Here is a 25,807-nt window from a genome sequence, read left to right as displayed (position 1 = left end):
TTTCCTGCGAAATGGCATGGTTGCAAGAGGATCCAGATACATCGCCCGAGGTCGTTTTCGACCATCTATGGACTGACTTGCGCGATAGGTATGCGTTTTTTGACCATAAAGGAATTGATTGGGAGGAACTTTACGGTACGTTTCGCCCCAAGATTAGTCCGGAGATGGGTGGGGAGGATCTCTTTGATGTACTAGGTGAGATGCTTTACGAACTTCGGGATGGGCATGTAAATCTTACCAGTGGTTTCAATCGGAGCAGAAATTGGGATTGGTATCAGCAGTTCCCGTCCAATTACAATGAGAACGTAGTCGTTTTGTCCTATTTGGGAAAGGACCACCATAGAAACGGCCCACTATACCAGCAGTTCCTTGGTGACGTATTGTTTATCACTTACCGTTCTTTCGCGCAGGACATAACTGAGGCGGACCTAGATGGTGTGATGGTGCGCGCCGCCAATGCGAGGGGCATAATCTTGGATATCCGAAGTAATGGGGGAGGTAATTTGGGCAATGCTTATAGACTCGCGGCCTGTTTTACCGATAGCCGCATAAAATTTGCCGAGCAGCGATGGAAAAACGGTCCGGGGGCACAGGATTTCACCCCTTGGTCTCCCATGGAGGTTACTCCGAGGAAGGGACCTAAGTATTCGGGGAATGTGCTTGTTCTGACCAATCGGAGGTCATACAGCGCAAGTACTTTTTTTGCACAGATGATGCGAAGTCTTCCGAATGTGCACCTGATCGGGGATCAAACAGGAGGAGGTGGAGGTACGCCTGCTTTTGGAGAGCTGCCCAATGGCTGGATATATCGTTTTTCAGCTACGCAGACAATCGATCTGGAAGGGAAGCAGCTAGAGGATGGTGTTTCGGTGGATAGGGAGGTCAGGCTGCGGAGAACAGATGAGAATATGGGAAAGGATACGATAATCGAAGAGGCACTAAGGATCCTGCGCGAAACGACGCAATAAACCTTTTTTATTGACTATTTACTTAGCGCTTTTGCGATCAGTTCGCTTGCTCTAGGCGAAAGGGAGAGGTTCAACGCCGCTGCATGTCCTTTGGATGACATTTTTTTCCAGGTTTTTTGGATGATCTCCATGAGCTTATCTGTTTCCGATGCATGTTTGGCGATGAAATCATCGAAATAGTGAGACAAAAAAACCAGGCATGTAATATCCTCCAAACACTGCGCCTCCGGGTCGGTTTTGAGCGCCCGCTTGTTGATTAGGTCATCTACACGCTGAATTTCTTCTTGAGAATACCCACATTCCTTCATAAGTTCTCCGGTAAGAGTACCATGGAATTTTTTCAATTTGGTTCTCCAGCTGAGGTAACCAATGCGATCCATTGAAAAGGACTCTCTTGGGATGCTCCAGCGTTTGATATGCTGTGCACGGGTGGCAATACGAAGCAGTTCTGAGGCGTCGGGGGCAAATGATTCCTGCATTTCGGTCATTTGTAGGCTATAGGTTAATTCCTTTGGAGTACCATTGGCATTCAGATTAGGGTCCTCACTGTTTACCTGGTCTATTCGCTGAAGTACCTGAGTTAGCCTTTGCATACCTGTTTTATAATTGACATATATGCCGTTTTTTCACCGAACCAGTTGTACATTTCGGTTCAGTTACAAATCACCCTCCTGTTTGAGGTTCTCGGTTTTTCGAACGATTTCCCGAATGATGTCATCGATTTCGTAGGCAGATCGTTCTATATAATCCAATAGTTGGATGAGTTCCTCTTTCGGGGATATCTGGGTCGTTTTAATGAGATTGATCAATCCCATCATGCGGGACAGGGGCGCACGCACTACGTGAGATTGTTCGAAGGCAATATCCTTGAGCCGGCGGTTTTGTTCCTGGATTATGTTGAGGTGGGTCAGGCGTTCGGTTACATCATTTGCCAAGACTACCTCCGCTTTAATACCATTAAAAAGTAAAAGGTTGCAGTTAATTTCCGCATCAATCCACTTGCCTGACTTCACCTGTAATTGGACCAGGCTGCTGAAATCAGAATCCATTGATTCCTGATCTGCCATACGGCACTCGAAAATACCAAAGTATTTTTCCTGAGTAATGTCATATAACGTCATGGACATAAACTCCTCCTTGCTATAGCCGAAGTGATTGATGGCTGCCTCATTGACATCCAAAAACCGATAGTCCTCCATGGCCAACACCCACATCGGTTGAGGGCTTAGGTGAAACAAGTCACTGTATCGAAGTTCAGACTCTTTCAGTCGGGTTAGCGTCTTAAACCGCTCTATGTTGTATATAAGGCTCTTATACAGGGTAGTTGCGGTTAGTTCGTCTTTAAGTAGGTAGTCTGATGCACCCAAACTTAGCGATTTCGTAGCAAAAGAGGCATCGGTATACCCTGTCAGCACGATTACAGGTGTTTTTTTTGCCAGTTGCAGTATATCGATGATCAGACCTTCACCACTCTTGTCCGGTAGGGATAGGTCAAGGAATACAGCACTGTAGTTTTCCTGTTCCTTGGTGGTGGTTAGTTTTTCGACGGCCTGCTTAAAATCCGGCGCATGTACTACTTCCGGAGCCAGAATGGTTTCTTCTAAAAAATCGCTAACTAATATGAAATCTCCTAGGTTATCCTCGATCACCAAGATCTTGTATGGTTCTTTGTCTTTTCTCATACCGGAACATTGGTGGGCAGAACTGCCGTATGTAACCAAAATTTATTGATCATCGAAAAAGCCCTGATAAACTCATCGATATCAACTGGTTTGGTAATAAAACAGTTAGCGTGGTTTTTGTAAGAGTTCATCACGTCTGATTCAGAGGACGAAGTGGTAAGCATGATTACCGGAATATGCTTAATTTCATCCGTAGTTTTGAGTGTTTTCAGCACTTCATGCCCACTTTTTTTTGGAAGATTGATATCCAATAGAACCAAATTTGGGGTTCTAACAGAAGTATAAGGTTCTTCACGAAGCAAAAATTGAATCGCCTCTTTGCCATCTCTCACTACACTCAGGTCATGATCAAATTGGCATTCTTCCAACGCCTCCCTGGTTAATAAGATATCTCCTTCATTATCCTCCACTAGAAGGATGTGCACTCTTTTCATACGACACAAGGTAGATGCCTCGTTTCTTTCTAAATAATTTAACCAACTAATTTCTCAATGAGAGGTATCCAAACCAACCTATTTGGGTGATTATGGATAGATTTTATATTTAGTCACATATCCGCAAAAAGCAAAGATTGATCTAGGTACAACCCACCTTTCAAAATACGGCCTTTTTTACCAGTATCACAAATACTTTGCTACAAAACCTTTTGCTTCGATCAAATAGGGACTTGATGCAAATCGGCTTTTGCTTTTTTCAAGGTAAAGGAAAATGTGCTTCCCTTACCAATCTCTGATTCTACCCATATATTCCCATTTAATGAATCAATGATTTTTTTTACAATCGCCAATCCGATCCCCGTACCTTCGAAACGATCCCGACTGTGCAGGCGTTGGAAGATCGCGAAAATTCTTTGAAAATGTGCCTCTTCTATTCCAATTCCGTTATCAACAACCGAAAATTGATAATGATCGGTGAAGTCCTCAAAGGTGATTCGAATCTGTGGTTGACGGTCCGGGGGGCAGTATTTGATGGCATTTTCGATCAGGTTTTGGAATACCTGTCCAAGTTGAGATACAGAACCGTACACAATGGGCAATTGATCTATTTCTATACTCACCTTTTTTTCCTCGATGGGTCGTTGTAGATTTTGCAGTATGGTTTCCAAAACGGTGTTGAGATCAATGGGTTGCTCCGTTGTTTCTCTAGCATCGGCTCTTGCGTAGTCCAGCAGATCTAGGATGATCTGTTTCATCCGATTCGCGCCATCTACAGCCATGGCTATGTAGGTTTTTCCCTTATCGTCCAATAAGGATCCGTACTTTGCATCAATCCGGGATAAAAATCCGGAGATCATCCGCAGGGGCTCCTGAAGATCATGGGATGCGACGTAGGCAAACTGTTCCAATTCGTCATTTTTCCGCTCCAAATCCTTAAGAGATTGCTGAAGTTTCTGTTGCTCCAGGTCTAGCTCCTCCCGAAGCTGGACTTGCGCGGCAAGGGTTTTTTCCATTCCGATAAACATCCGCGGAATCAATATTGAAAACAACAAATTGATAAACAATAGATTGGATGATACTGCAAACCAGGAAAGAGCCTGAGCTTGGTCGGAGGCATGCAGCCCTTTTATATCTAAGTGGATAATCAATCCATAAATCAAACAGAATAACGCATTATATCCCAATGTGTAGAATGAGAACTTGTCAGGAAAAATGATGATGGCAAATATGGAGACTGCCAAAAGATAGACCAACCCCGGCCCATAGCTTCCCAAGTTTTTGAATAATATGAGTGCAAAAACGTATACAATGAGAACAAAAAAAGTTTTCTTGGTTTGAATAGAGAAATGGTGATTAAACGCGATTAAATACAGGATTGCTACCAAGAATACATCATAAAAGATGATTTCATAATAGCCCGCGATGGCAGAGACAACCACACCGGGAATGATCGCCATAAGGCTAAATGGCACCACATAGACTATGGTGGTAAAAAAAAGGTAGTCTCTCCAATAACCAATGGACAGTGAAGGCACTGCCAGTTCCGGAAAATTGGCATGAACGATTTGGTAATATTTTTTCCAGCCTTTCAAAATTGGTTCTTAATTGCGAGAATGCGTCAAAATGCGTTTTATAGCGTGTTGCTGTTGAGAAAAGACATCTATGGCGGGTTAGTCCGTTTTTTTGGGCAATATTACCGTAAATACACTCCCATTGCCGAGGCTTGAGGTCACTTGGACACTACCTCCCTGGATTTCCACTGCTTTTTTAACCGAAGCAAGCCCAATTCCCGAACCTTCATATAAGGAAACATTGTGCAGCTTCTGGAAAATTACAAATATTTTTTCGAAATAGGCCGCCTCTATTCCAATTCCATTGTCCTTAACAGTGAGGCTCCAGTTTTCTCCACCATCTTCCCCGCGTATATCAACCACGGGTTTGGTGTCTTGCTTGCAAAACTTCAAGGCGTTATCAACAAGCTGAAATACGATCAATTTGGCAAGTTTATCATCTAACCAAAGGGTAGGGAAATCTCCCTCGATAGAGACCGCCGCCTGTTTTTGTTTGATTAGGGGGGCCAGTTCTTCCACGCATTCTTTTATCACTTCCTTGGTATTCACAAGGGAAGGTCCAGCGGTTAGCCTCCCTATCCGGGAATATTCCAACAAGTCGATTAGAATTTTCCGCATTCGTTTGGCCCCGTCAATGGCAAAGTAAATATACTGATGGGCCTTTTCGTCCAGTTGGTCATGATACTTTTTGTCCAACTGGGCCATAAAGGACGATATCATACGAAGCGGCTCCTGCAAATCGTGGGAGGCCGTATACGCAAACTGCTCCAGGTCCTGATTGCTTTGTTTAAGCTGTACTGCTTGTTCTTCTAATTTTTCATTCAGGACTTCTAGCTCCTTTACCTTTTGCTCAATTTGACGTATGTATCTTCTCACCAAGAAGTATAGTAAAATGCCGGTAACAGCTACATAGGTGAGCCCTTTTGCCGTTTGCAATCCTACGCTATAGGGGATATCGGAGGAGGCAACCAGGAGCAAAAGTGCTCTGTCGCTGAAAAAGATCCAGCTAAAGCCTACCGCTAAATAGGCAAGCGTAACTTTAATGGCCGGTTTCATAGGGTGTATCTTTTTTGATTTTTTCCGGCTTTACCGGGGTTTTTAGCAGTGTGAAATAGAAGGTACTTCCCTCGTCTTTTTTGGATTTCACCCAAACATGGCCTCCCAGGTTTTCTATGATTTTCTTAACAATGGCTAGTCCGATGCCAGTCCCGGAATATTCGGTTTTGTGGTGTAGCCGCTGAAATATAACAAATATCTTTTGGAAGTATTCTTCTTCTATTCCAATGCCATTGTCAGAAACACGTATGGTGTAGCTGTTTTCGTTTTCCGTACAGGAGACATTGATTGAGGGGGGGATCGTCTTTTTTCGGTACTTCAAAGCATTTCCGATGAGGTTGTTGAATACCTGCATCAGTGGGGTTCGGTAATTTTGGATGGTGGGAAGTTCTCCGATATGGATTTTTGCATTGGATTCCTCTATTGCCTTTCGGTTAAGCAGGATAACCTCCGCTACCAGTTCAGCAAGTGATACAGGCCCAAGCCTTTCGTCGTTCTTTCCTACCCTTGAAAATTCGAGGAGGTCAAGAATGATTTGGCGCATACGACTGGCCCCGTCTAGCGCAAAGCCTATGTACTCTTTAGCTCGATCATCGAACAGTTCGCCGTATTTTTTATTCAGCTGGGCCAGGAAGCTGGTGATCATGCGAAGCGGTTCCTGAAGATCATGGGAAGCTACGTAGGCAAATTGCTCCAATTCAGCATTTGATATTGCCAGTTCCTGTGCACGTTCTTTAAGGGATTCGTTGAGACTCTCCAGCTGCCGGTTGGCTATTTTGAGTTCTTCTGTGGCGAGTATTTGCTCGGTAACCTCAAAACGAAGGGCCAAAAACTGGCTGGGGCGGCCATTTTCATCCAAAAATGGCACCATTGTTGAGTTTACCCAGTATTCGCTGCCGTCTTTTGCGCGGTTTTTGATCACTCCCTGCCAAACCTGCCCTTTGGTAAGTTTTTTCCACATCTCGTTAAAAAAGGACTTTGGATGGTACCCTGAATTGACAATCTGATGGGTTTTTCCAATCAGCTCTTCGGGAGTGTATTTTGAAATTTCACAGAATTTTTGGTTTACCGAAGTGATTTTTCCCTGTACATCTGTGATCGCAACAATAACAGCTTGATCAAGGGCAAATTTGTAATCCTCCAGTGCCTGGAGATTGCGTTTTAGGGCAGTTTCCGATTCTATCCGCTCGCTGATATCGGTATGTATGCCAAACACAGCGATCAAGGTGCCTTTTTCGTCGTAGATCGGTCCCGCACTTAAGAAATAGGGGGTTCTTTTGCCTGTTTTGTCCACTAGGTATATATCTCCTTTCCAAGGTTTCCCACGTAACAGATGCCCAAAGACCTCGGCAGCGACCTCCTGCTCCGCATATACAGCCGGCGGACCCCCAGCATCCTGAAGTTCTTGGGTTGTAAAGCCAAGTTTTTGGCTGAAGGACGGGTTTAAGTAGTTTACCTGTCCTTCTAGGCCAGCCACGGCGATTCCTTCGTGGGACGTTTCGACGATCTGCTTGAAAATGAGCATTTGCTGCTCGGCTGTTTTCCTGGCATGAATGTCCTGTATGCTACCATACATTTTGGTGACTTTTCCATGTTGGATTTCTGCCTGTCCGGTAGCCCGAACCCATTTTTCGTTTCCAGTAGCAGTTATGATCGGTGCCTCAAAATCAAAAAGCTCTCCCGTAGCTAAGCATTTGCCGACCATTTCGGATACGAGCGATCGGTAGTCTTCCCTGTAAAACAACAAGGCTTCCTGCACGGATGGGATAAATTTTGTGTCGCTAATCTCATGAATTTTCCGGGCAACGCCCGACCAATACGTGATCTCCTGACCAACATTCGTCTCCCAAACCCCAATCATTGCCTGTTCATAGGCATTTTCAAGCGATTGTAACAACGATTTTTGTCGAGTTACATCTTTACCAAAAGCATAAATGATGCGTTCCTCCGGTATCGCCCGGGACGACCAACTGATCCAAATGGATTTTCCAGATTTGGCAAGGTACCTGTTTTCGAATGCCAAGGGAATGGCTTCGTTGATAAGGCGATTAAACTCCATTTCAGTTTTGTAGTGGTCGTCTGGATGTACCAAATCCAAAAAAGGCAGGGACATCAGCTCGTCCATGGAGTATTCGAGCATTCGGCTGGCGGCCTCGTTGATTTTGATGAAATGTCCTTCAAAGTTTACGATGCCAATCAGATCGGGTGCTCCTTCAATGATCTGAGTCAACTCGGACTCCAGTTTTTTCCGCATCAGTTCACCACTAAGGAAGGACTCGAGGCTGCCAAAGAGCATCTTGAAGGACTCCAAATGTTCCCTCCCCTTTGAGGAACCGAAAACCAATACACCAAGCATATCGCCATTTTGTTGTAATGGCACGCCAAAAACGGCAATAATGCCGGATTTCTTTGCTGCTTTCGATCGTACGAATTCCTTATGGTCTTCAACTTGATCCCAAATCATCGATTGTCCGGTAGTCCATACGTTTCCAGGCAGTCCTTCACCTTTTTGAAAGGTGGTAATCTGTTGGCTGTTTATTCGAAATAGGTTAGCCTGCTCTGTTTGGCTGTAGTTTGCCAGTAATTTGATGGAGGTATTGTCTGGACTTACCAACCATACCTCTGCCAAATCAATGGCGGCTAGGTCGGCCAGGTATTGGATGACCTCACTCAATGTGTTTACCAGTTCTCCCCCTTTATTAAAGATAAGACTGATTTCCCGTTGCATTTTGCGCTCGAGTTCTTGGTAATGCCGCTTTGTGATGTCCTGCATAGCGCCAATCACCCGCACAGGTTTGCCTTCGTTATTTCTAATGATCAGTGCTTTGTTGGAAACAACTGCGTAACTACCGTCTGATTTCAGGTACCGGTGCTCGCACTGCCATTGGATGCGGTCGGATCTCAACACTTCCTCAGCATCTTGGATAATCTGCTCCAATTCATCAGGATCTAGCCTTCGATGTACCTGTGCTACGTCGCTGAGGTTTTCGGAAGGCAGCTCACCAAAGATTTGGACATGGTTTTCGCCCCATAGTACTTTGTCTCTGGTGATATCCCAATCCCAGATTACATCCGAGGTAGCTTGGGTGACGTAGGAAAAACGTTGGTTGGTTTCTTTGATGCGTTCTTCGGCCTCTTTCTTATCCGTGATATCCTGAATGGAACCGAAGATCCGTACAACGCTATCATCTGATTTTTCTGCCCTTCCGATGGATCTTACCCATTTCTTGACTCCATTGAAATCAACTAATACCAGCTCCATATCAAAGGGCCTGCCCTGCTCCATACATTCCTTAAATGCCTGGGAGATTTGGTTTCTGCTACTGCCCTCTTGGTAAAAGGACAAACCATTTTCGACTGTCAGCTCAAAGCTATCCGGTATCCCATAGATTTGACTGGTAATTTCGGAATAGTTTAAACTACCGGTATCGATAACATATTCCCAAGCACCAATACGGGCCATATTCTGTGCTTCCGCCAGCAGTTTTTTTATGTTTTTTTGCTGGGTTATGTCTTTTACGGAAGTGACCTTATATCGGGTTCCGTCCGGTTGGATCAATAAATCAGCGGTTACCTCCACATCGATCCTAACCCCAGCTTTTGAAATAACGCGTGCTTCCCCTAAGGTTTCTGATCCCGTATTAATGAATTGGTCATGCAACAAACTTAGTTGTTCCTTTTGGGAAACCGGTACTACCTTGGTAAAGTGTTCCCCTACCAGCTCATGTTTTTCATACCCATATAATTCGCAATAAGCATCGTTCGCGTTTAAAAGAATGCCGGATTCATCCGTTACGCAGATACCGAGTGAAACGACATTGAAAACAGCCGATACCAGCTTTTCGGTGAGCACAAGACTGGATTGGGTATCCTTTAGGGTCGTTATGTCCAGCAAACTGAGCGATACCCCGGTGACGGATTCGCCCTTGAAAATAACAGGTGCATAATTGACCGCAAACCAGCGGTTTTTTCCGGATAGATCGGTGAAGTTTTTTTCTCCCGTGAAGGCTTTCTTGTCAAGGACTTTTTTGAAGTTGGTGATAAAGTGCTCGGTTTCTCCTTCGGGCAGGTAATCCAAGATCAGCTTTTCCGTAGCCAAACGCTTTCCGCTTAGGTCTTCGAACAGTTCTACCGCACGGTGATTGAATTTTTGGATTTTATAAGAGCTATCGACCAAAATAAACGCCTGAAGGTCATTGTCAAGCAGTGCCTCCGAGTTGGCTTGGAGCACTTGAAGTTCCAACTCCTTTGCTTCCAATGTTTCATGGGCGGATTTTAGCTCCATGTAGGCCACCTGGATTTCCTCGTTGGTGCTTTGCAACTCTTCATTGGTGGTTTCCAGTTCCTCGTTGGCGCTTTGCAGCTCTTCATTGGTACTTTGTAGCTCTTCTATCAGTGACTGCAGCTCTTCATTACTGGTTTCTATTTCCTCTATGTAGGTTTGCAGTTGTTCTTTTGTCTCGTTCAGCTCCTCTTCAAGCTCTTTGAACTTTGTCGATTCGTCAGCCGGGAGCGCGGTACTTTGCGGATCCGAATGAATGAAGTCTTCCAGGTCCAGTTTCTCAAACAGAACCATGTAGAGCGGATCGGAACCCGGTTGATCTATCAGTGGAAAAACACCGACACGGACATAATGGTAGCTGTCGAAAAGTCTGAATTTTTTGATTTTGCTTTTTATCCCGGTGTTGGACTTAATACACTTGTTGAGTATTGCCCTTACTTCGATTTGAAGTTCAGGGTTCAGCATTTTGATCAAATTCGCCTGGATCCCTCCCTCACTTAAGCTCAGAAAAAGCCTTACATCCCCGTGTACCTCTTGGATGTCCTGGGTTTCGTTCACCACCACATAAGGGGTATCAAGTGCCTTTAGCAGCGTTTTCCGGGCAGATTCCTTTAGGTTGTTTGCGGGCGGGTTTTGTGTGGCCTGTACCTGCTTGACGGGCATGGTCTGTGGTTTCAGTGCCGAAAACCGGATGGTTTGAAGACCCTGTGATATCTTTTTCTTGTAGATCCGGTGTTTGGTGTTTTCTTCTGCAAACAGGGATGTAAAGGGTCCAATGGATTCTGATTTTCCAAGGAAAAGGTAACCTCCGGGAAGTAGGGCAAAGTGAAACAGCGGGATAAGCTGTTGCTGAAGGGAGTTTTTAAAATAAATAAGAAGATTTCGGCAGGAAATCAGGTCCAATTTTAAAAACGGCGGATTTCGCATGATATCGTGCTTGGAAAACAAGACCATGGAGCGGATCGCTTTAATGACTTCGTATCCAGACCCCTTCGGGATAAAGTATTGTTCGATGGTCTCACGGGAAAGTACCTGCAATGAATCGGCGGGGAAAAATGCCGATCTCGCTTGCGCAATAGCCTGTTCATCGATATCCGTGGCAAAAAGCTGTATCTCCAGATGCTCCTTGGCATACCGTTTAAGCATTTTATGCAGCAGGATAGCAATCGAGTAGGCCTCCTCTCCTGTAGAGCATCCCGGAATCCATATCCGTATAGACTCTTGGCTTTTTTTACCCTGAACCAGGCGATCTAGGTAGGTTTCCAACGTGAGAAATGCCTCGGAGTCTCTAAAAAACGAGGTTACCCCGATAAAAACCATATTGAAAAGTTCGTTGACTTCCTCGGGGTTTTCTTCCAAGTACTCAAGGTAGCGTTCCAGCGAATCCATGTGCAATGACGAAATTCTTTTTTCCAGCCTTCTGGTGAAACTGGCCGTCTTGTAGTTGGAGAAATCCGTGCCGCTTTTTTTGCTAAGCAGTTCTACCACTTTATCATAAGCGGATTTTTTTTCATCCATAGACCGGAACAAGCCCTTACTTTCGGCGGAAGCAAGCAGGTCGGAAAGGTGTTTGCCAAGGTCTTTGGCAGATAGGATCTTCTTTACATGCCCAGTCTGAATGGCCGCATTAGGCATCCCGTCGTATTTGGCACTGCTGGGATCCTGTGCAAGTATGAATGCATCGCCCGACATCGCCAGCCTGTTGATTCCCTCGGCACCATCGCTGCCGGTACCTGAAAGGATAATGGCAATCACCTGATTATCCTCCTTGGCCAACGATTCAAACAGCACATCCACTGAGGGCTTTGGACCTATACTTGAATGTGGTTTGGCCAAATGGATCGCCTCGTCTCTGATGGAGATTTCCGTGTCGGGCGGAGTAATGAATATCGTTTTTTCTGAAAGGGCTTGCAGATTGGTAGCCTCAACCACCGGAAAGGAAGTGGCTTTTGTCAACAACTGAACCAACATACTTCGGTGGGTAGGACTCATGTGTTGGGCGATGATCACACAGCAGTTATCCAATACCTGTAGATTGGAAAGGAGATCCTGAAGGGCTTCCAAGCCACCGGCAGAAGCACCTACCGCCATAATGCGAAGCATACGGGGAGGCCTTTTTGTTGAAGGTAGGTGTGGGTCAGGTTTAGAATTCATAGGTTGGGTAGGGGTACGTGCTGTAAATTAATGCGATTGGTAAGTCGTACTACGAGTTAGGAAAGTATCTGGAAATACCGGCCAGGACTGAAATCGGGTTGGTCATCATTTATTGTCCTGCATCCAACCGTTACGGTTGTAAACAGGAAGAAATAACTCCATGTAATCAAATGGGTGATGTTTTTGTCGTCTATAAAGACAAGCGCTCTGTCTACAGAATCAACGGATTTATTAGTTTTCGTTTGGCAAAGCAAACCTACCAGATCCCAAAGATCTCTCCACTTGGAGAATGCTGTTATTAGATTCAGTCGAAAAATCAACGGTTTGGGCACTTTAATGAGCTGGCAATTCCTTTCGTATTATCTTGATTTAGTCAGCGAGGAATCCAATGGGTCACGTTCGAGACTGCATGATCGTTTATAGACAAACTTGATTTACCTTGGCGAAAGAGACTTACAAAGGGAATTAACCACTTAGCTAAATTCTGATTTATGCTATTAAAGCTATTAATATATTTTTATTTAAGCAAAGGAGTAGATAGATAAATGGGATTAATGAAAAGGGTCTATCCGGTACGAGGACATGATTTTTTCTGTTAGTCCCTCTGATACTTTTTCGATATCAAGGCCTAGATGGCTTACGTTTACATTAATAGTGTGTTTGTACATATTATCAGGCAGCTTTTCTATTCCCCAATAAGCACCCAGAATGGCCCCTGCGATGGCGGCAGTTGTATCGTTATCTCTGCCGTAGTTCACCAAAAACTGCAAACTTAGCTCGAAGTCAAACTCTGTCAGGATCAAAGCAGTCAGGACCTGAAGAAATATTTCGCCTGCATGAAAGGGCATATCCTGAAGGTGCCTGTCCAATAAAACGAATGCTTCCTTCATTTCTTCTTTTGTAGGAGGCTGGCGGGTGCTTTTTTCTGCAGGTATCGAGCCGCCTGAATTACTGACTTGTTCTACGATGCTCTGAGCAAGGTCAAGGATTCGATGGGCGGTTCGCCCCACCAAACGGCTTTCTGTATATCGATGGGGATCTATTTCATTAATTACCTGGAGGACAGTATGGGGTGTGGCGTCCGGATTCATGGCTGCGGCGGTCATCGCGGCAGACAGGGCACTGATATCCCTAGCGTAGCCCAAATCGAAAATTGCCAGATCGAAGGCAACTAAGTAGGCCTTTTCTGGGTTACTCGGAAACAACGCCCCAATAACGGGAGAATAGAGAAGTCCTGCACAAACCATCTCCCCCCCGTAGAATGTACTCAACCGGATGTTGTATTCCGAGTAGTCTCCTCGAACAAATGGCGCACTTACCTTTGCCCATTCATCCAACCAAGCTTTGCGCAGGAAGTTTTCAGCCAGCCCAAGGCTGTCTTCCGGGTCAATTTTCATTCTTTCCTTAAAATATTCGCTGTGCCGGTCAAGAATATGCTGGGCCAGCCCTTTAGGATTGGGCAGACTACTAGCCTCACTAATCAGGTAATCAGCAACTAGTTTCTTCCACCTGGTATCATCGGTTGTGCCTCCTGCTGGAAGGTTTGGCACCCAAATTCCCTCGGGAGAAACATCCCTCGTCATGGTGTCTAGCCGATCCACCCAGCCATATGCCTCATCGATGGATTTTCTGGGCCACATTTCCGTGGGGGCACCCATCGCATCTCCGATCGCACTACCCACCATCATGCCCAGTACTTTATCTTTCAGCGCTGCTTCGTGGAGGGGTGATGCGGGGAGGACATCTTCAGAGGCATTAGGTTTGTCCTTGGGGTCTACATCACAAGCTGTGGAAAACAGCAAAATAAAAGCGGTGGAAATCGTATAGCATTTAAGCATCCAGTATCATCGTTTTAGCAAGGTTCGCCAACTTGAATTTTTCTTCCAACGTCAACATCAGGGGCAGCTGCGCCACACCGAACAGTCTCCTCAAGATTTCAACCCCGGCATAATTCCGTAGAAGTGATAGGATAAGCTCTGTTGTTTCATAGGTCTCTAAAGCTAGGTGGATTTTCCCTTCTTCTATGCCGGCCATGGCTAGGTGGGCGATCAATACTCCCAAATCAAACTCTCTATCGCCCAGAAAGGCAAATTCCGTGTCGATTATATAGATACCATCAGCCGATTTCAGCCAAGAACCTGGATAGAAATCGCCATGCAGTAGCGTTTTTCCTGTCAACAAGTAACGATTTCCGATCACTCCGATTGCCTTTTTCAGCACATTGTCATACCGGAAGGGCTGGGCGATTTCTTCCAAACCTGGTTGGACTGAGTTGAGGTTTATGGGAGGTGTCTCCAAGAAAGGGATGCTAAATATATGTGCATGGTTCAACACTTTCATAGGGGTATTAGAGGGGAAGGAATCGACCTGCAGGGAGTGAAGCTCGAAGAGGAATTCTGCCAGCCGTACGATTTCTGAGTCAGTTATTTTGGCTGAATCTGAGTAAATGGCCGTAAAGTCGGAGGAAGCTCCTAAATCCTCCAGCGCCAAAAGTTGGCTTTCTTCATCAAATGCGAGCGGTGAAGGGGTCATGGAGGCGAGTCGGGTTTGTCCGGCTATGGTATCGTAAAATGCTTTTTCAACAGAAATCCTTTCAAAGGGAGCAGGGATTTGGGGATATTTGTGCACAAATGGTCTTGACTGCTTTAGGATTACACTGCGAAAGTTAGTGGTGATCCTAAGGACTACATTCATGTTTCCCTCTCCCGCTTTTTCAGCCTTTAAAATGGTTTCTCCAGGAGAAAGTAAATTAAATTTATCCGCTAAAAAATGGATCACATCCTCACCGAGTGGCAATTCCAATTTTATCTTCATTCGATTGTATTTTCAGATTCAAGTTGGACAAAGATAGGGTTTTCGTCCATTTTGAAGGTATAGCAAAATATTTCAACGATCTGTTTATTCCTATGGGCAACTGTCTTAATTTTGAACCATGAGTAATGAAACAACCCCCATCAACCGACACCTCGGGCAGTTGGCAAGCGAATTGGACGGTGAACTGTATTTTGATAACTTAATGAAAACCCTTTACGCCACGGATGCTTCCGTCTATCGGGAGATTCCATTGGCGGTGGCTTTTCCAAAGCATGCGAAGGACATCAAGAAGCTGATCCGGTTTGCCAAAGAGCATAAAACCTCCCTTATTCCCCGTACAGCGGGGACCTCTCTGGCGGGTCAATGCGTGGGAGATGGGATTGTGTTGGATGTGTCCAAGCATTTGAACAAAATCCTCGAATTCAACAAAGAAGAGGGTTGGGTTAGGGTACAGCCCGGTGTGGTCAGAAACGAGCTCAACCATTTTTTGAAACCACATGGGTTGTTTTTTAGTCCCATCACCAGTACGGCGAGCCGAGCCATGATTGGAGGAATGGTGGGCAATAATTCCTGTGGTACCACTTCGATCGTATATGGAAGTACGCGGGAGCATACGCTTTCTTTGAAGGTGTTGCTAAGCGATGCTTCCGAAATAGAAGTAAAGGCACTGTCTGATGAAGAATTTGTGCAAAAATGTTCGCTTGAGACCTTGGAGGGTAGCCTTTACCGGCAAATGAGGCAGGTGTTGAGCAATCCGGACGTACAGGCCCAGATCCGGGACAATTTTCCAAAGCCAAATATCCATAGACGAAATACGGGCTATGCAGTCGACTATTTGTTGGAAACGAACCTGTTTTCGGGGAATTCTGTGCCGTTTGATTTTTGCAAGCTTTTGTGCGGATCTGAAGGTACCCTGGCCGTGACGACGGAGATCACCCTTCATTTGGATCCCTTGCCGGATCCCCATGAGATTGTGGTGGCGGCACATTTTGATTCGATCCATCAAAGCATGAAGGCTGCGCAAGTAGCGATGAAGCAGGATCCGACGGCGGTAGAGTTGATGGACAAGATAATTTTGGACTGCACAAAGGAAAACGTAGAGCAAAGCAAAAACAGGGACTTTGTGGAGGGTGACCCGCAGGCCATTTTGATGGTGGAATTCAGGGGCAAGGAACTGGAGGAAGCAGTTCGGAAAGGGGAGATGTTTATCCAGGCCCTCCGGGATGCGAATCTTGGCTATGCCTATCCGGTGATAGGGCCGGATAGGACGAAAAATGCATGGGAGCTTAGAAGTGCTGGGTTAGGCCTTTTGGCCAATATACCCGGGGATACCAAGGCGGTGGCCTGTATCGAAGACACGGCCGTGGATATAGACGATTTGGCGGACTACATCGACGAGTTTGCCGGGATTATGGAGGGCTTTGGCCAAAAGCCTGTCTATTATGCCCATGCCGGGGCGGGAGAAATCCACTTAAGGCCAATTTTGGATCTAAAAAAGGAAGCTGATGTAAGACGTTTTTACGAAATCAGTGAGGCATCCGCCAAGCTAGTCAAAAAATACAGAGGCTCGCTAAGTGGTGAACATGGGGATGGACGTGTCCGTGCAGCTTTTATACCGATGATGGTTGGCGAGGCAAATTACACATTGTTTAAGCAGATAAAGAAAACCTGGGATCCCGACAATATCTTCAATCCCGGCAAGATCGTGGACGCGCCTCCCATGAATACCTCCCTGCGGTACGAACCGGGCATGGGGACTCCCGAACACGATACGCTGTTTGATTTTGGTTCGGTAGGGGGTATTCTACGAATGGCTGAGAAATGCAACGGCAGCGGAGATTGCAGAAAGCTTCCCACCACTGGGGGAGGCACTATGTGCCCCAGTTATCAAGCGACCAGAAATGAGCGGGACACTACGAGAGGTAGGGCAAATATCCTGCGGGAATTTCTTACCAAGAATACGAAGGAAAATCCATTTGATCATCCCGAAATAAAGGAGGTGATGGACTTATGCCTCTCATGCAAGGGCTGTACCTCGGAGTGCCCTTCCAACGTGGATATGGCCACCATCAAAGCGGAGTTTCAATACCAGTACCACAAAACGCATGGAGTTCCCCTCCGTTCGAAGGCATTTGCCTACATAAATAACCTGAACGAAATGGGGAGCAGGATTCCGGGTGTTTCCAACTTTTTCCTCTCCAATCCGCTTACATCCGGACTAGTGAAACGGGTGTTGGGGGTAGCGCCCAATAGAGAGCTTCCTATGCTTTCACCGGTTTCCTTGCGGTCTTGGTATAAAAGGAACTATCCCCAACTAAGTGGCGATGTGCCAGTACGAAAAACGGTGTATTTGTTTGCGGATGAATTTACCAACCATAACGATGCGTTGATAGGCATCAAGTCGATCAAGTTACTTAGGCATTTAGGCTACGAGGTGAATATGGTGGACCATCCTGAGAGTGGAAGGGGGGCAATTTCCAAAGGGTTGCTCGAATACGCCAGAAAGGTAGCTGACAAAAACGTGGAAATTTTCAGTGCCCTGATTTCAGCGGACACGCCCCTATTGGGAATCGAACCCTCGGCCATTCTTGGCTTTCGTGACGAGTACCCTCGCTTGGTTTCAAAGCAATGGGTTGATGCTGCAAAGAAGCTGAGGGCTCATACCTCGTTGATAGATGAGTTTTTGGCCAAGGAGGTGGTCGCCGGCAATATCTGTGCCGATCAGTTTACGGATTCCCCTAAAGAGATCCTGCTGCATGGCCATTGCCATCAAAAAGCCCTTTCCTCGGTAAATTTCACCTCTAAGTTACTCTCTTTACCCAAAAACTACCAGGTGAAGATAATACCATCCGGGTGCTGTGGGATGGCCGGGTCATTTGGGTACGAAAAGGAACATTACAAGCTAAGTATGCAGATAGGGGAAATGGTTCTTTTTCCTGCGGTAAGGAAGGCTTCGGAACAGGCCATTATTGCAGCGCCAGGAACCAGTTGTAGACACCAGATTTTGGATGGTACCGGAAAGAAGGCCGTTCATCCTATTGAGGTTCTTTTCGAAGCGGCCGGATTATCCTGATTATTCTGGAATTGTTGCGAGTTGTAATTCGTTTTTATGTAGGATTAAATTTGGTAATTCAAGTCTAGAAGAATATTGAAATGGACTACATAGATTATTACAAGGTACTCGAACTGAATCCATCTGCGACCGCGGATGAGATAAAAAAGGCCTACCGTAGATTGGCACGAAAGTACCATCCCGACCTCAACCCGACCGATGAATCCGCCAAACGTAGGTTTCAAGAGGTCAATGAGGCCAATGAGGTGCTCTCCGATCCCGAGAAACGCGCAAAATATGATAAATACGGAAAGGACTGGAAGCATGCAGATGCGTATGAACAGGCATCGGGGCAGTACGGTGGGGCACGGGGTGGAGCGTTCAATGGTGCAGGTACCGATTTTTATGAAACCTTTAGCGGCGGGGGATTTTCGGATTTTTTCGAAAGTCTCTTTGGTAACGGGCGGGGACACCGTACTCATTCCAGGGCTGGGCTTAAAGGCCAGGATTACCATGGAAAGCTACAGCTAACGCTTAAAGAAGCTTCCCAAACCCACAAGCGTACCATCGAGGTAGGTGGAAAGAAGATACGCATAACGGTTCAAGCGGGTGTAGAAGACGGTCAAACCATCAAAATAAAAGGGTATGGAGCAGCTAGTGCAAGTGGGGGAGAACCGGGAGACCTTTACCTTACATTTCAGGTTTTTCCCGATCCGTTTTTTAAGCGGGAGGGAAACCACCTGTACAAAACTGAGAAGATACCCCTTGTTACGGCGGTTTTGGGAGGGGAAATAACCATTGAAACGTTTGATGGCAAAGTAAGGGCTTCCATACCACCGGGAAGCCAGCCTGGCAGCAAGGTCAAGCTGAAGGGAAAGGGATTTCCGGTATACAAAAAAGATGGTGAGTTTGGCGATCTATATTTAACATTACAGGTTGAGATACCGCGGCAACTATCGGAAAGGCAAAGACGCCTGTTCGAAGAATTAGCCGAGTCGGAGAAAAAACGAGGATAACTTGCTCCCTTTTAGAACGATGAAGAACTATTAATGTAGGTCGTACCAGGCTCGAACTGGTGACCTCTGCCCTGTCAAGGCAGCGCTCTGAACCAACTGAGCTAACGACCTAGGTTCAACACCCAATATTAACCCAATTTTAGATAATACCAAAGGGTAGGGCCTGATTTGGACAGTATTTTAAATCCGGGAAGTTTATCCCCCGCCAGCTAGAGGCACAATAAAGGATAAGTTGGTACCCTTGCCTCGGGAGATTGGTAATCTTGGTGGTTTTTGTGGAATTGGCAAAAATAAAAAGCCCCGGAATTTCCGGGGCTCTAGGTCATTTCAGATCGTTTTTAGTTACCGGAAGTCTCTTCCAGCTGTTCCTCAGACGCCGCTTCGGCATCCTCTGCGGGGATTTCCAAGGTTTCCTCCCAAAGCTCCTCTTCCTGCGTCTCCTCAATTGATGATTCGATGGTTTCGGAAATCTCCTCTTCTACTTTCTTTTGGCCGCAGGAAGCAATAGCTAATCCCGCAGCGATGCTCATCGCAATGATGCTTGTTTTCATTTTGTACAGATTGTTTAAGTCTTTCTAGACGCAACAAAGGTAATAATTTTTTTAATAAAATAAATAAGCGGTAAATAATAAAAATGAATGGTAAAATGGTTGGAATGTTGGGTGTTTACAATGCTTTTTTTACCGTAAAGTAAAAGGTAGATCCCTCGTTCGGGATGGATTCCAGCCAAATGGTTCCCCCGTAGTTTTCAATGATTTTTTTGGTAATGGCCAATCCCATACCGGTTCCAGGGACAGACGGTTCGCTATGTAGCCGCTGGAATATAATAAATATCTTATCGAAATAGGTTTGATCTATTCCTATGCCATTGTCCTGTATGGAGATAACATAGTTTTCGAGCTGTTCCTCTCCACGTACGTGGATTTTTGGGGTTCGCTCGGGAGAACGGTATTTGAGCGCGTTGCTTATCAGGTTTTGAAAAACCTGACGCATAGGCACCCATCGTCCAACGATGGTTGAAAGGTTTTCGTAGGTCACTTCGGCTCCCGTTTCGTCCAGCGTTTTCCTGAAGAGTAGTTTGGTTTCGTTGACGATTTCCGTTAAGTCGACAGATTCAACTTGCTCTTCCTCCCGCCCAACTCTGGAATACTCCAAAAGATCCAAAATAATCCTACGCATTCTGGTGGCGCCGTCTACGGCAAATCCAATGTATTGCTTTCCCTTTTCATCCAATACATGATCGTATTTTCGGACGATTTGTCCCAGAAATCCCGTAATCATACGTAAGGGTTCCTGCAAGTCGTGGGAAGCAACGTAGGCAAACTGTTCCAACTCTTGGTTGGAGATGGCCAACTCGTGTACCTTGGATTTTAACTGTTCATTGAGTTTCCTAAGTGAGTTTTCATGGTTTTTTTGGTGGGTAATATCTGTCATCGCTCCAAGAACGCGAACCACTACACCGAAGGGGTTTCGAATGAATATGGCCCGGTCAATTACATAGGCGAAACTTCCGTCGGCACGTCGAAAACGATATTCCTCCGTCCAATTGTTTTCTGAATGGGTAGGCCTCATATAATCCTGGATTTTATCGAAAACGGCCTGCCTATCGTCCGGATGTATGAGACTCATCAGAAACTCAAGGGATGGAGATATACTATGTAAGTTGTATCCAAAGAGCTTTTCAAATCCTTTGCCCCAGAAGAGGTGGTTTTTGGGAACGTTAAAATCCCAGATAGCATCGTTCGTGGCTTCAGCTATTTTTTGAAATCGCTCGTTGGATTGAAGTAATTCTTGTTGTGCTTTTTTTCTGTTACCGATGTCTCTTATGAATACGCCAATTTGATCCCATTTTGGGTATATCCCCACTTCCAGCCACCTGTCGGTCTCTTTGTCGTGGCTTTCCAATTGCATCGGTGCATTCGTTTCCAGAGCAGATTGGCAGGCAGATTTTAGCCCATGTCCCACCAATTCAGGCACCGCATCCCAAACTATCTTTTCCATCACCTGTCCCCTTGGAACGTGTAGGAGTTTTTCGGCACTTTTATTCCAGTACAGCGTCTTCCAGTTTTTGTCTACGGAAAAGAAAGCCTCGCCGATGCTTTCCAATATATTGTTTCGTTCATTAAGAGCCTGTTGGATAGCCTGTTGGTCGGTTTTGTGTTGGTGGATATCTTGCACGCTGCCATATACACGTACCGGTCTTCCGTCGGCGATCTCAGCTTCCCCTTTGATTTTTACCCATTTTTCGGATCCTTTTGGTGTTGTTATAATGGCTTCGAACTCGAAAGGTTCTCCCATCGTGATGGCCCTGTCAAGTTGGGCGCGTACAAAAGGCCTAAAATCGGCGGGGTAAAAGTCAATCACCGTTGCAACCTCTGGATCAAAAGATGCAGGTACCTCAAATATCTCCCGGGTCATGGCAGACCACTTGTGTGTTCCTTTAATAAGATCCAACTCCCACGCACCAACTTTGGCCATTTCGGAAGCGGCCTGAAGCATCCGTTGCAGTTCGTAGACAGGGGTGACATCTTTTCCGTAAGAAAACAGGAATCCATCATCCCCGAAGGGAGTGGATGATCCCCATGAAATATACTTGTAATTGCCAAAGGCAGTACGGTAACGGTTGACGAAATTTTCGGCCTGACGTATGCCGGAACTTGTTTCTTCAAATTCCAATGAAGTCGATGCCAAGTCTTCAGGATGTAAAAATTCCGTGAAGGGGCGGAGGAGGATCTCTTGCTCTTCATATCCCAATAATTGGCAAAAAGCGGGATTTACTTTGGTGAAATATCCCTTAGGAGAGGCTATGGCCAAAATATCAGGAGACCACTCAAACAACAACCGCATTTGCTCCTCCTGTAGCTTGCGTAAAATCTCTCCCCCTAGGTAGGAGGCAAGATTTTCAAGGATTTCCAACTGGTATTGTACATCCAACAACGGTTCTTGACTGTAGACGATCAACGTGCCAACGAAAAGCCCGTTTGTGGTTATAGGAAGTGCTAAACAGCACTGATGTGCTCCAGCAGGCTTGGTTGACCTTATCTTAAAATCGGGATTGGTTCCGAGATCGTCCCAGACGTAGGTTTGTTGATTTACCCACACCAGACCAGGGATGCCTTCACCATGTTTAAGTTTTTGGTTGGAACAGGGGCTGTCTTCTTCTGGATCTAAGGAGATTTCGGCATATCCTGCGTTCAAGGAAATGGTGTCATTATCTTCGCTCTTCAACCAAATTTCCGCCTTACTGAATGCCAGTTCTTTGCTGATTAGTTCTACTGTTGAAAACAGAACTTCTTTTATTGATTTATCACTTTTAAAGAAGGAGGAAATCGTTTGCTGAAGTGCGTTTGCTATTTCAATTGTTTTGCTTCCAGAAATATCCCGAAGTACACCCACCATACGGATCGGATTTCCCGACTCGTCCCTTACCAAGTACCCGATTTCCTCTACGTATGCGTAATTTCCGTCCCCTTTTCTCCAACGGAATATCTCCTGCCATTTAAACCGGGAGGGATCCTCCATGTATTTTGTCCATTCTTCTTTATTGTTTTTGGTATCCTGTGGATGCTGAAGGGTTTCCCACGCCTGTATCGAATGGGGGGCTTGGTGGTTTTCGTACCCGAAAATCCGAAAGTAAGCTTCGCCCCAATGAAAGGTGTCGTTTTTTATATCCCAATCGTAAATGGCATCACTTGTAGCTTTGTTGATCAGTTCAAACCGCTCATTACTGGCGATTAGTGACCGCTCAGATTTTACCCGTTCGGTAATATCCACGCCAATGCATTGTATCTCCCTAGGTTGGCCTATCTCATCTACTACACATATAAAATCCCACAAGGTGCTCATCACACCACCAGAAATGGTTGGTTTATCTATTTCAACTTTGAAAACAACTTCTGGATTGTGAATGCACTTTTCGACGGTATCGGCTACCCTTTGCCGGTGGTATTCGCAAATCGACCTTAGGCAAAACTCGCCAATAATCGCTGCATTTTGGTAAATCCATCCGAATTCCTCCCGAAACTTTTTGTTGACGTACGTATATCTTCCCTCGAGGTCGGTACGGATGATATAGTTTGTTTGGGACTCATACAGGCCGCGAAATCTGCCTTCGCTCTCTGCCAGTTTACGGCTAGTCTCTACAATATCGGTGATATCATTACTGTTGGCCACAAAGCCTTTTATGGATTCATCCTGCGACAAATTGACCAATGTAGTGCGTATCCAGCGCCACTGTCCGCTGTTTGATCTGAACCGATACGGTGACGTAATGCAGCGTTGTCCGGGTAGAATATTTGAGCTCTCGTGTTTAAGCTTGGCTTTGTCCTCGGGGTGTATATAAAGATATACAAAACTACCAAGCAGCTCCTCCTCGGGATAGTTTAAAATCCGATTGTACGTAGGGCTTACGTACGTAAATTTCCCGGAAGGGCTGATGATGGCCACGAAGTCCCCCCCTTCCTGTATCATGGATTTGTACCGCCTTTCATTACGTTCGTTATCGCTTTCTGCTTGAAGGCGGTCTGTAATATCCCGCCCCACACAGTAAATTACCTCTGAATTTTCCTCATAATGGGCGGTCCAGGAAATGGGGACAAAATGCCCATCCCTGTGCCTTAAGGAGTTTTCAAAATTTTTGACTTTTTTTAGCTGAAAAAGTTGAGCCCAGAATTGATTCGACTTTTCGATAGAGTTAGGGTTCAAAAAATCACTGTATGCCTGTCCTTCGAGCTCTTCCGGGTAATAGCCAAGGATATCGAAAGAGGCACTGTTTACCTTTAGAAAACGGTGTTGCAGATCAACCGAGCAGATTATATCCAAAGAACTGTTCAGAATACTTTTTAGCTCTTTCTTATGTTCGATGAACTCGGTAATGTCCTGAAAAATACCGATTAAACTTTTAGGTGATCCGTCTTCACCACGTATCATGGTCGCCTTGGATACAACTTGACAAATACGACCACCCTTGCCGATCAGTCGCATTCTTATGTTATAGGGCTTTTTTTCCCGGATCGCCAGTTGCATGTGGTTGATGGCCCGGTCCCTGTCTTCGGGGTGAATGACGTCCACAGCCGATTCAACGTTTAAGTGGAACTCGTCTGGTTCATAGCCCAGCATGCTGAATACCCCCGCGGACCACTCGATACTGTTGGAATTTAGGCAGAGTTTCCAGGTTCCTGATTTGGTCAGGTCTTCGAGCGTAGCCAACATATACGTCTCTTCGTTCATCCTACTCTCATCACCGTCAGCTTGCCTCATCGAATAATTAGGTTAGGTCTTCTACACTAAAAATAACGATTCATAATAAAATTTACCGCCCATATTGGATTTTTTTATCCGGTATTAGAGTGTTCCGCGCTTCAAAGTTACGAATTCCATGCTATACTGGTCATTCGTTTGCCGATGATCCACCTTTTTTCTGTCACTTTCCACCCATTCTACGGGGTTCAGTTCCGGGAAAAAGGTGTCTCCCTCCGGTTTGGCATGGACTTCTGTAACTATCAGTTCATCAGTGTAGGGGAGTGCCTCCTTGTATATTTCCGCCCCGCCTAAAATAAAAATCTGGCTCAGGTTTTTTTCCGTTGCGAAGTCTATGGCATCCTCCAACGAGGAAAAAACATGGTGTCCCTCAGGAACTATGTATTCTTTGTTTCTTGTAATAACCAAATGGGTTCTACCAGGAAGAGGTTTGGGGAGACTTTCGAATGTCTTCCTGCCCATGACCACGTGGTGGCCTTTTGTGGTTTCCTTGAAATGCTTCAAATCCGAGGGCAGGTGCCATGGCAAGTCGTTGTCCTTGCCAATTACGTTATTCTCCCCCTTGGCTACAATAATGGAGATTTTCAACATGATCTAAGTTGGTTCCGAAGAAACTTACTGCCCCCCTAGTGCATTGGTATAGTCAGCCATCACAAAGGTGTGGGTTGATTTGGTATCTATGTTAACCATGGTGAAAGTAGAGGTAGACTTATCCGTCTTGCTGACAAAATTCATTTCCATTATACTTCCTGCTGGGAAGGTATTGAAGCCCATAGTTCCTTCGGATTTCATCCGTTGTGCCAAGAACGGGCTGTTGTTTCCCCAAAATGATTGTAGCCCTTCGATCGGATCCTTGCTGATCCAATAGGAGGCTTCCATTTCTTCGGTTTTGGCAACATATTCGTCGCAGCTATACCCTAGAATTGACTTTGTTTTTCCTGTTTTTTCGAAGGAGAAGTCCTCCATATTATTATCGGCTATTTCTTCGTCTTCCTCATCGGCCATTTCTGCCATATTTTCCATCATTTGTTGCCAATCCGCTCCAAATGCAATCCGGGTCTTCTTTCCATCTTCTTCCACCAACATGATCGTTGCATTATTTTTGAAATCAAAAATCATTACCGATCGCTGGTTGCTTTTTTTCTCTGCCGGGTCAACGAATTCCATACCGGTTAGCTGGTCGTCGCTGCTAAGGTAGGAGTTGAGACGAACGGGATCGACTTTTTTTCCGTTTGCTTCCGTGCCTGTCATTTCCATCTCGGCCAATCCTGAAAAGACATACCTGTCTTCGATCTCTACATTGGTGTTGATGGACTCGAGAATTTTGCTGAAGTCATACATGCCCCCTCCTCGTTGGCCACCGTAGAGGTCTCCAAATGCTTTTTCAAATTGTTTTTGGGTGGCTTTTTCTACTTCGCTGACCACTCTTCGTTCAACTGCCCTGGCAACGCCCTCCTCGGCGGCGTTTTTTAATCTACGAAGCAACTGTGCCTCCGCCACAAATGAGCTCATGAAA

Annotated in this window: 15 protein-coding genes and 1 tRNA gene; 3 read left to right on the top strand and 13 right to left on the bottom strand. The window is 45.6% G+C overall.

The window, feature by feature from the left end:
* The first annotated feature begins 11 nt into the window (after window positions 1–11).
* Entirely contained in the window at window positions 12–968 is a 957-nt protein-coding gene (locus tag ADIS_RS16845) for a S41 family peptidase (RefSeq protein WP_162141581.1), read from the top strand.
* A gap of 14 nt (window positions 969–982) precedes the next feature.
* Here the strand turns inward: ADIS_RS16845 and ADIS_RS16840 are convergent, their stop codons facing one another.
* The 8 genes from ADIS_RS16840 to ADIS_RS16805 form a co-directional block, all read right to left on the bottom strand.
* Window positions 983–1,561: a DUF4202 domain-containing protein gene (locus ADIS_RS16840; RefSeq protein WP_010855857.1), complete on the bottom strand. Its 579-nt coding sequence runs from the start codon at window positions 1,559–1,561 to the stop codon at window positions 983–985.
* A 63-nt stretch (window positions 1,562–1,624) separates the two neighbouring features.
* The gene (locus tag ADIS_RS16835; protein ID WP_010855856.1) at window positions 1,625–2,650 is read right to left on the bottom strand and encodes a response regulator; all 1,026 of its coding nucleotides are present in this window, start codon (window positions 2,648–2,650) and stop codon (window positions 1,625–1,627) included.
* Window positions 2,647–3,084: a response regulator gene (locus tag ADIS_RS16830; RefSeq protein WP_035806600.1), complete on the bottom strand. Its 438-nt coding sequence runs from the start codon at window positions 3,082–3,084 to the stop codon at window positions 2,647–2,649. Before ADIS_RS16830 ends, ADIS_RS16835 begins: the two co-directional genes overlap by 4 nt.
* Before the next feature lie 221 nt (window positions 3,085–3,305).
* Window positions 3,306–4,679, bottom strand: coding sequence for a sensor histidine kinase (locus ADIS_RS22445; RefSeq protein ID WP_010855854.1), 1,374 nt, complete (start codon window positions 4,677–4,679; stop codon window positions 3,306–3,308).
* Window positions 4,680–4,757: 78 nt separating this feature from the next.
* Complete coding sequence (locus ADIS_RS16820; RefSeq protein ID WP_010855853.1) at window positions 4,758–5,714, bottom strand: sensor histidine kinase; 957 nt, start codon at window positions 5,712–5,714, stop codon at window positions 4,758–4,760.
* Window positions 5,698–12,099, bottom strand: a complete 6,402-nt coding sequence (locus tag ADIS_RS16815; protein ID WP_010855852.1) for a PAS domain S-box protein — start codon at window positions 12,097–12,099, stop codon at window positions 5,698–5,700. The genes ADIS_RS16820 and ADIS_RS16815 overlap by 17 nt, the downstream gene beginning before the upstream one ends.
* 602 nt (window positions 12,100–12,701) lie before the next feature.
* The gene (locus ADIS_RS16810) at window positions 12,702–13,988 is read right to left on the bottom strand and encodes an ADP-ribosylglycohydrolase family protein (protein ID WP_010855850.1); all 1,287 of its coding nucleotides are present in this window, start codon (window positions 13,986–13,988) and stop codon (window positions 12,702–12,704) included.
* Window positions 13,981–14,964, bottom strand: a complete 984-nt coding sequence (locus ADIS_RS16805) for a phosphotransferase (RefSeq protein WP_051113340.1) — start codon at window positions 14,962–14,964, stop codon at window positions 13,981–13,983. Before ADIS_RS16805 ends, ADIS_RS16810 begins: the two co-directional genes overlap by 8 nt.
* A gap of 118 nt (window positions 14,965–15,082) precedes the next feature.
* Here ADIS_RS16805 and ADIS_RS16800 point away from each other — a divergent pair, with 118 nt between their 5' ends.
* Both ADIS_RS16800 and ADIS_RS16795 read left to right on the top strand, forming a co-directional pair.
* Complete coding sequence (locus tag ADIS_RS16800) at window positions 15,083–18,037, top strand: FAD-binding and (Fe-S)-binding domain-containing protein (protein WP_010855847.1); 2,955 nt, start codon at window positions 15,083–15,085, stop codon at window positions 18,035–18,037.
* Between the two features lie 80 nt (window positions 18,038–18,117).
* Entirely contained in the window at window positions 18,118–19,032 is a 915-nt protein-coding gene (locus ADIS_RS16795; protein ID WP_010855846.1) for a DnaJ C-terminal domain-containing protein, read from the top strand.
* 36 nt (window positions 19,033–19,068) lie between these two features.
* Here the strand turns inward: ADIS_RS16795 and ADIS_RS16790 are convergent.
* The 5 genes from ADIS_RS16790 to ADIS_RS16770 form a co-directional block, all read right to left on the bottom strand.
* Window positions 19,069–19,143, bottom strand: a tRNA-Val gene (locus tag ADIS_RS16790).
* A 227-nt stretch (window positions 19,144–19,370) separates the two neighbouring features.
* Window positions 19,371–19,583, bottom strand: a complete 213-nt coding sequence (locus ADIS_RS16785; RefSeq protein WP_010855845.1) for a hypothetical protein — start codon at window positions 19,581–19,583, stop codon at window positions 19,371–19,373.
* A 115-nt stretch (window positions 19,584–19,698) separates the two neighbouring features.
* A complete protein-coding gene (locus ADIS_RS22440; RefSeq protein WP_051113339.1) occupies window positions 19,699–24,291 on the bottom strand; it encodes a PAS domain S-box protein in 4,593 nt (1,530 codons plus the stop codon).
* 84 nt (window positions 24,292–24,375) lie between these two features.
* Complete coding sequence (locus ADIS_RS16775; protein WP_010855843.1) at window positions 24,376–24,882, bottom strand: dihydrofolate reductase; 507 nt, start codon at window positions 24,880–24,882, stop codon at window positions 24,376–24,378.
* Window positions 24,883–24,906: 24 nt separating this feature from the next.
* On the bottom strand, window positions 24,907–25,803 hold the full coding sequence (locus ADIS_RS16770) for a DUF4412 domain-containing protein (protein ID WP_162141580.1): 897 nt from the start codon (window positions 25,801–25,803) through the stop codon (window positions 24,907–24,909).
* Window positions 25,804–25,807 lie beyond the last annotated feature (4 nt).

Origin of the sequence: Lunatimonas lonarensis (assembly GCF_000390185.1) — a bacterium.
Classification (GTDB): Bacteria; Bacteroidota; Bacteroidia; order Cytophagales; family Cyclobacteriaceae; genus Lunatimonas; species Lunatimonas lonarensis.
This window is presented reverse-complemented; position numbering and strand designations above follow the sequence as displayed.

Bases quoted from the DNA above. Each gene is read 5' to 3' on its own strand.
- ADIS_RS16805 (WP_051113340.1), bottom strand. From the start codon at position 14,964: ATGAAGATAAAATTGGAATTGCCACTCGGTGAGGATGTGATCCATTTT.
- ADIS_RS16795 (WP_010855846.1), top strand. From the start codon at position 18,118: ATGGACTACATAGATTATTACAAGGTACTCGAACTGAATCCATCTGCG.
- ADIS_RS16845 (WP_162141581.1), top strand. From the start codon at position 12: ATGGCATGGTTGCAAGAGGATCCAGATACATCGCCCGAGGTCGTTTTC.
- ADIS_RS22440 (WP_051113339.1), bottom strand. From the start codon at position 24,291: ATGAGGCAAGCTGACGGTGATGAGAGTAGGATGAACGAAGAGACGTAT.
- ADIS_RS16835 (WP_010855856.1), bottom strand. From the start codon at position 2,650: ATGAGAAAAGACAAAGAACCATACAAGATCTTGGTGATCGAGGATAAC.
- ADIS_RS16770 (WP_162141580.1), bottom strand. From the start codon at position 25,803: ATGAGCTCATTTGTGGCGGAGGCACAGTTGCTTCGTAGATTAAAAAAC.
- ADIS_RS16815 (WP_010855852.1), bottom strand. From the start codon at position 12,099: ATGCTTCGCATTATGGCGGTAGGTGCTTCTGCCGGTGGCTTGGAAGCC.
- ADIS_RS16785 (WP_010855845.1), bottom strand. From the start codon at position 19,583: ATGAAAACAAGCATCATTGCGATGAGCATCGCTGCGGGATTAGCTATT.
- ADIS_RS16840 (WP_010855857.1), bottom strand. From the start codon at position 1,561: ATGCAAAGGCTAACTCAGGTACTTCAGCGAATAGACCAGGTAAACAGT.
- ADIS_RS16800 (WP_010855847.1), top strand. From the start codon at position 15,083: ATGAGTAATGAAACAACCCCCATCAACCGACACCTCGGGCAGTTGGCA.
- ADIS_RS16820 (WP_010855853.1), bottom strand. From the start codon at position 5,714: ATGAAACCGGCCATTAAAGTTACGCTTGCCTATTTAGCGGTAGGCTTT.
- ADIS_RS16775 (WP_010855843.1), bottom strand. From the start codon at position 24,882: ATGTTGAAAATCTCCATTATTGTAGCCAAGGGGGAGAATAACGTAATT.
- ADIS_RS16810 (WP_010855850.1), bottom strand. From the start codon at position 13,988: ATGCTTAAATGCTATACGATTTCCACCGCTTTTATTTTGCTGTTTTCC.
- ADIS_RS16830 (WP_035806600.1), bottom strand. From the start codon at position 3,084: ATGAAAAGAGTGCACATCCTTCTAGTGGAGGATAATGAAGGAGATATC.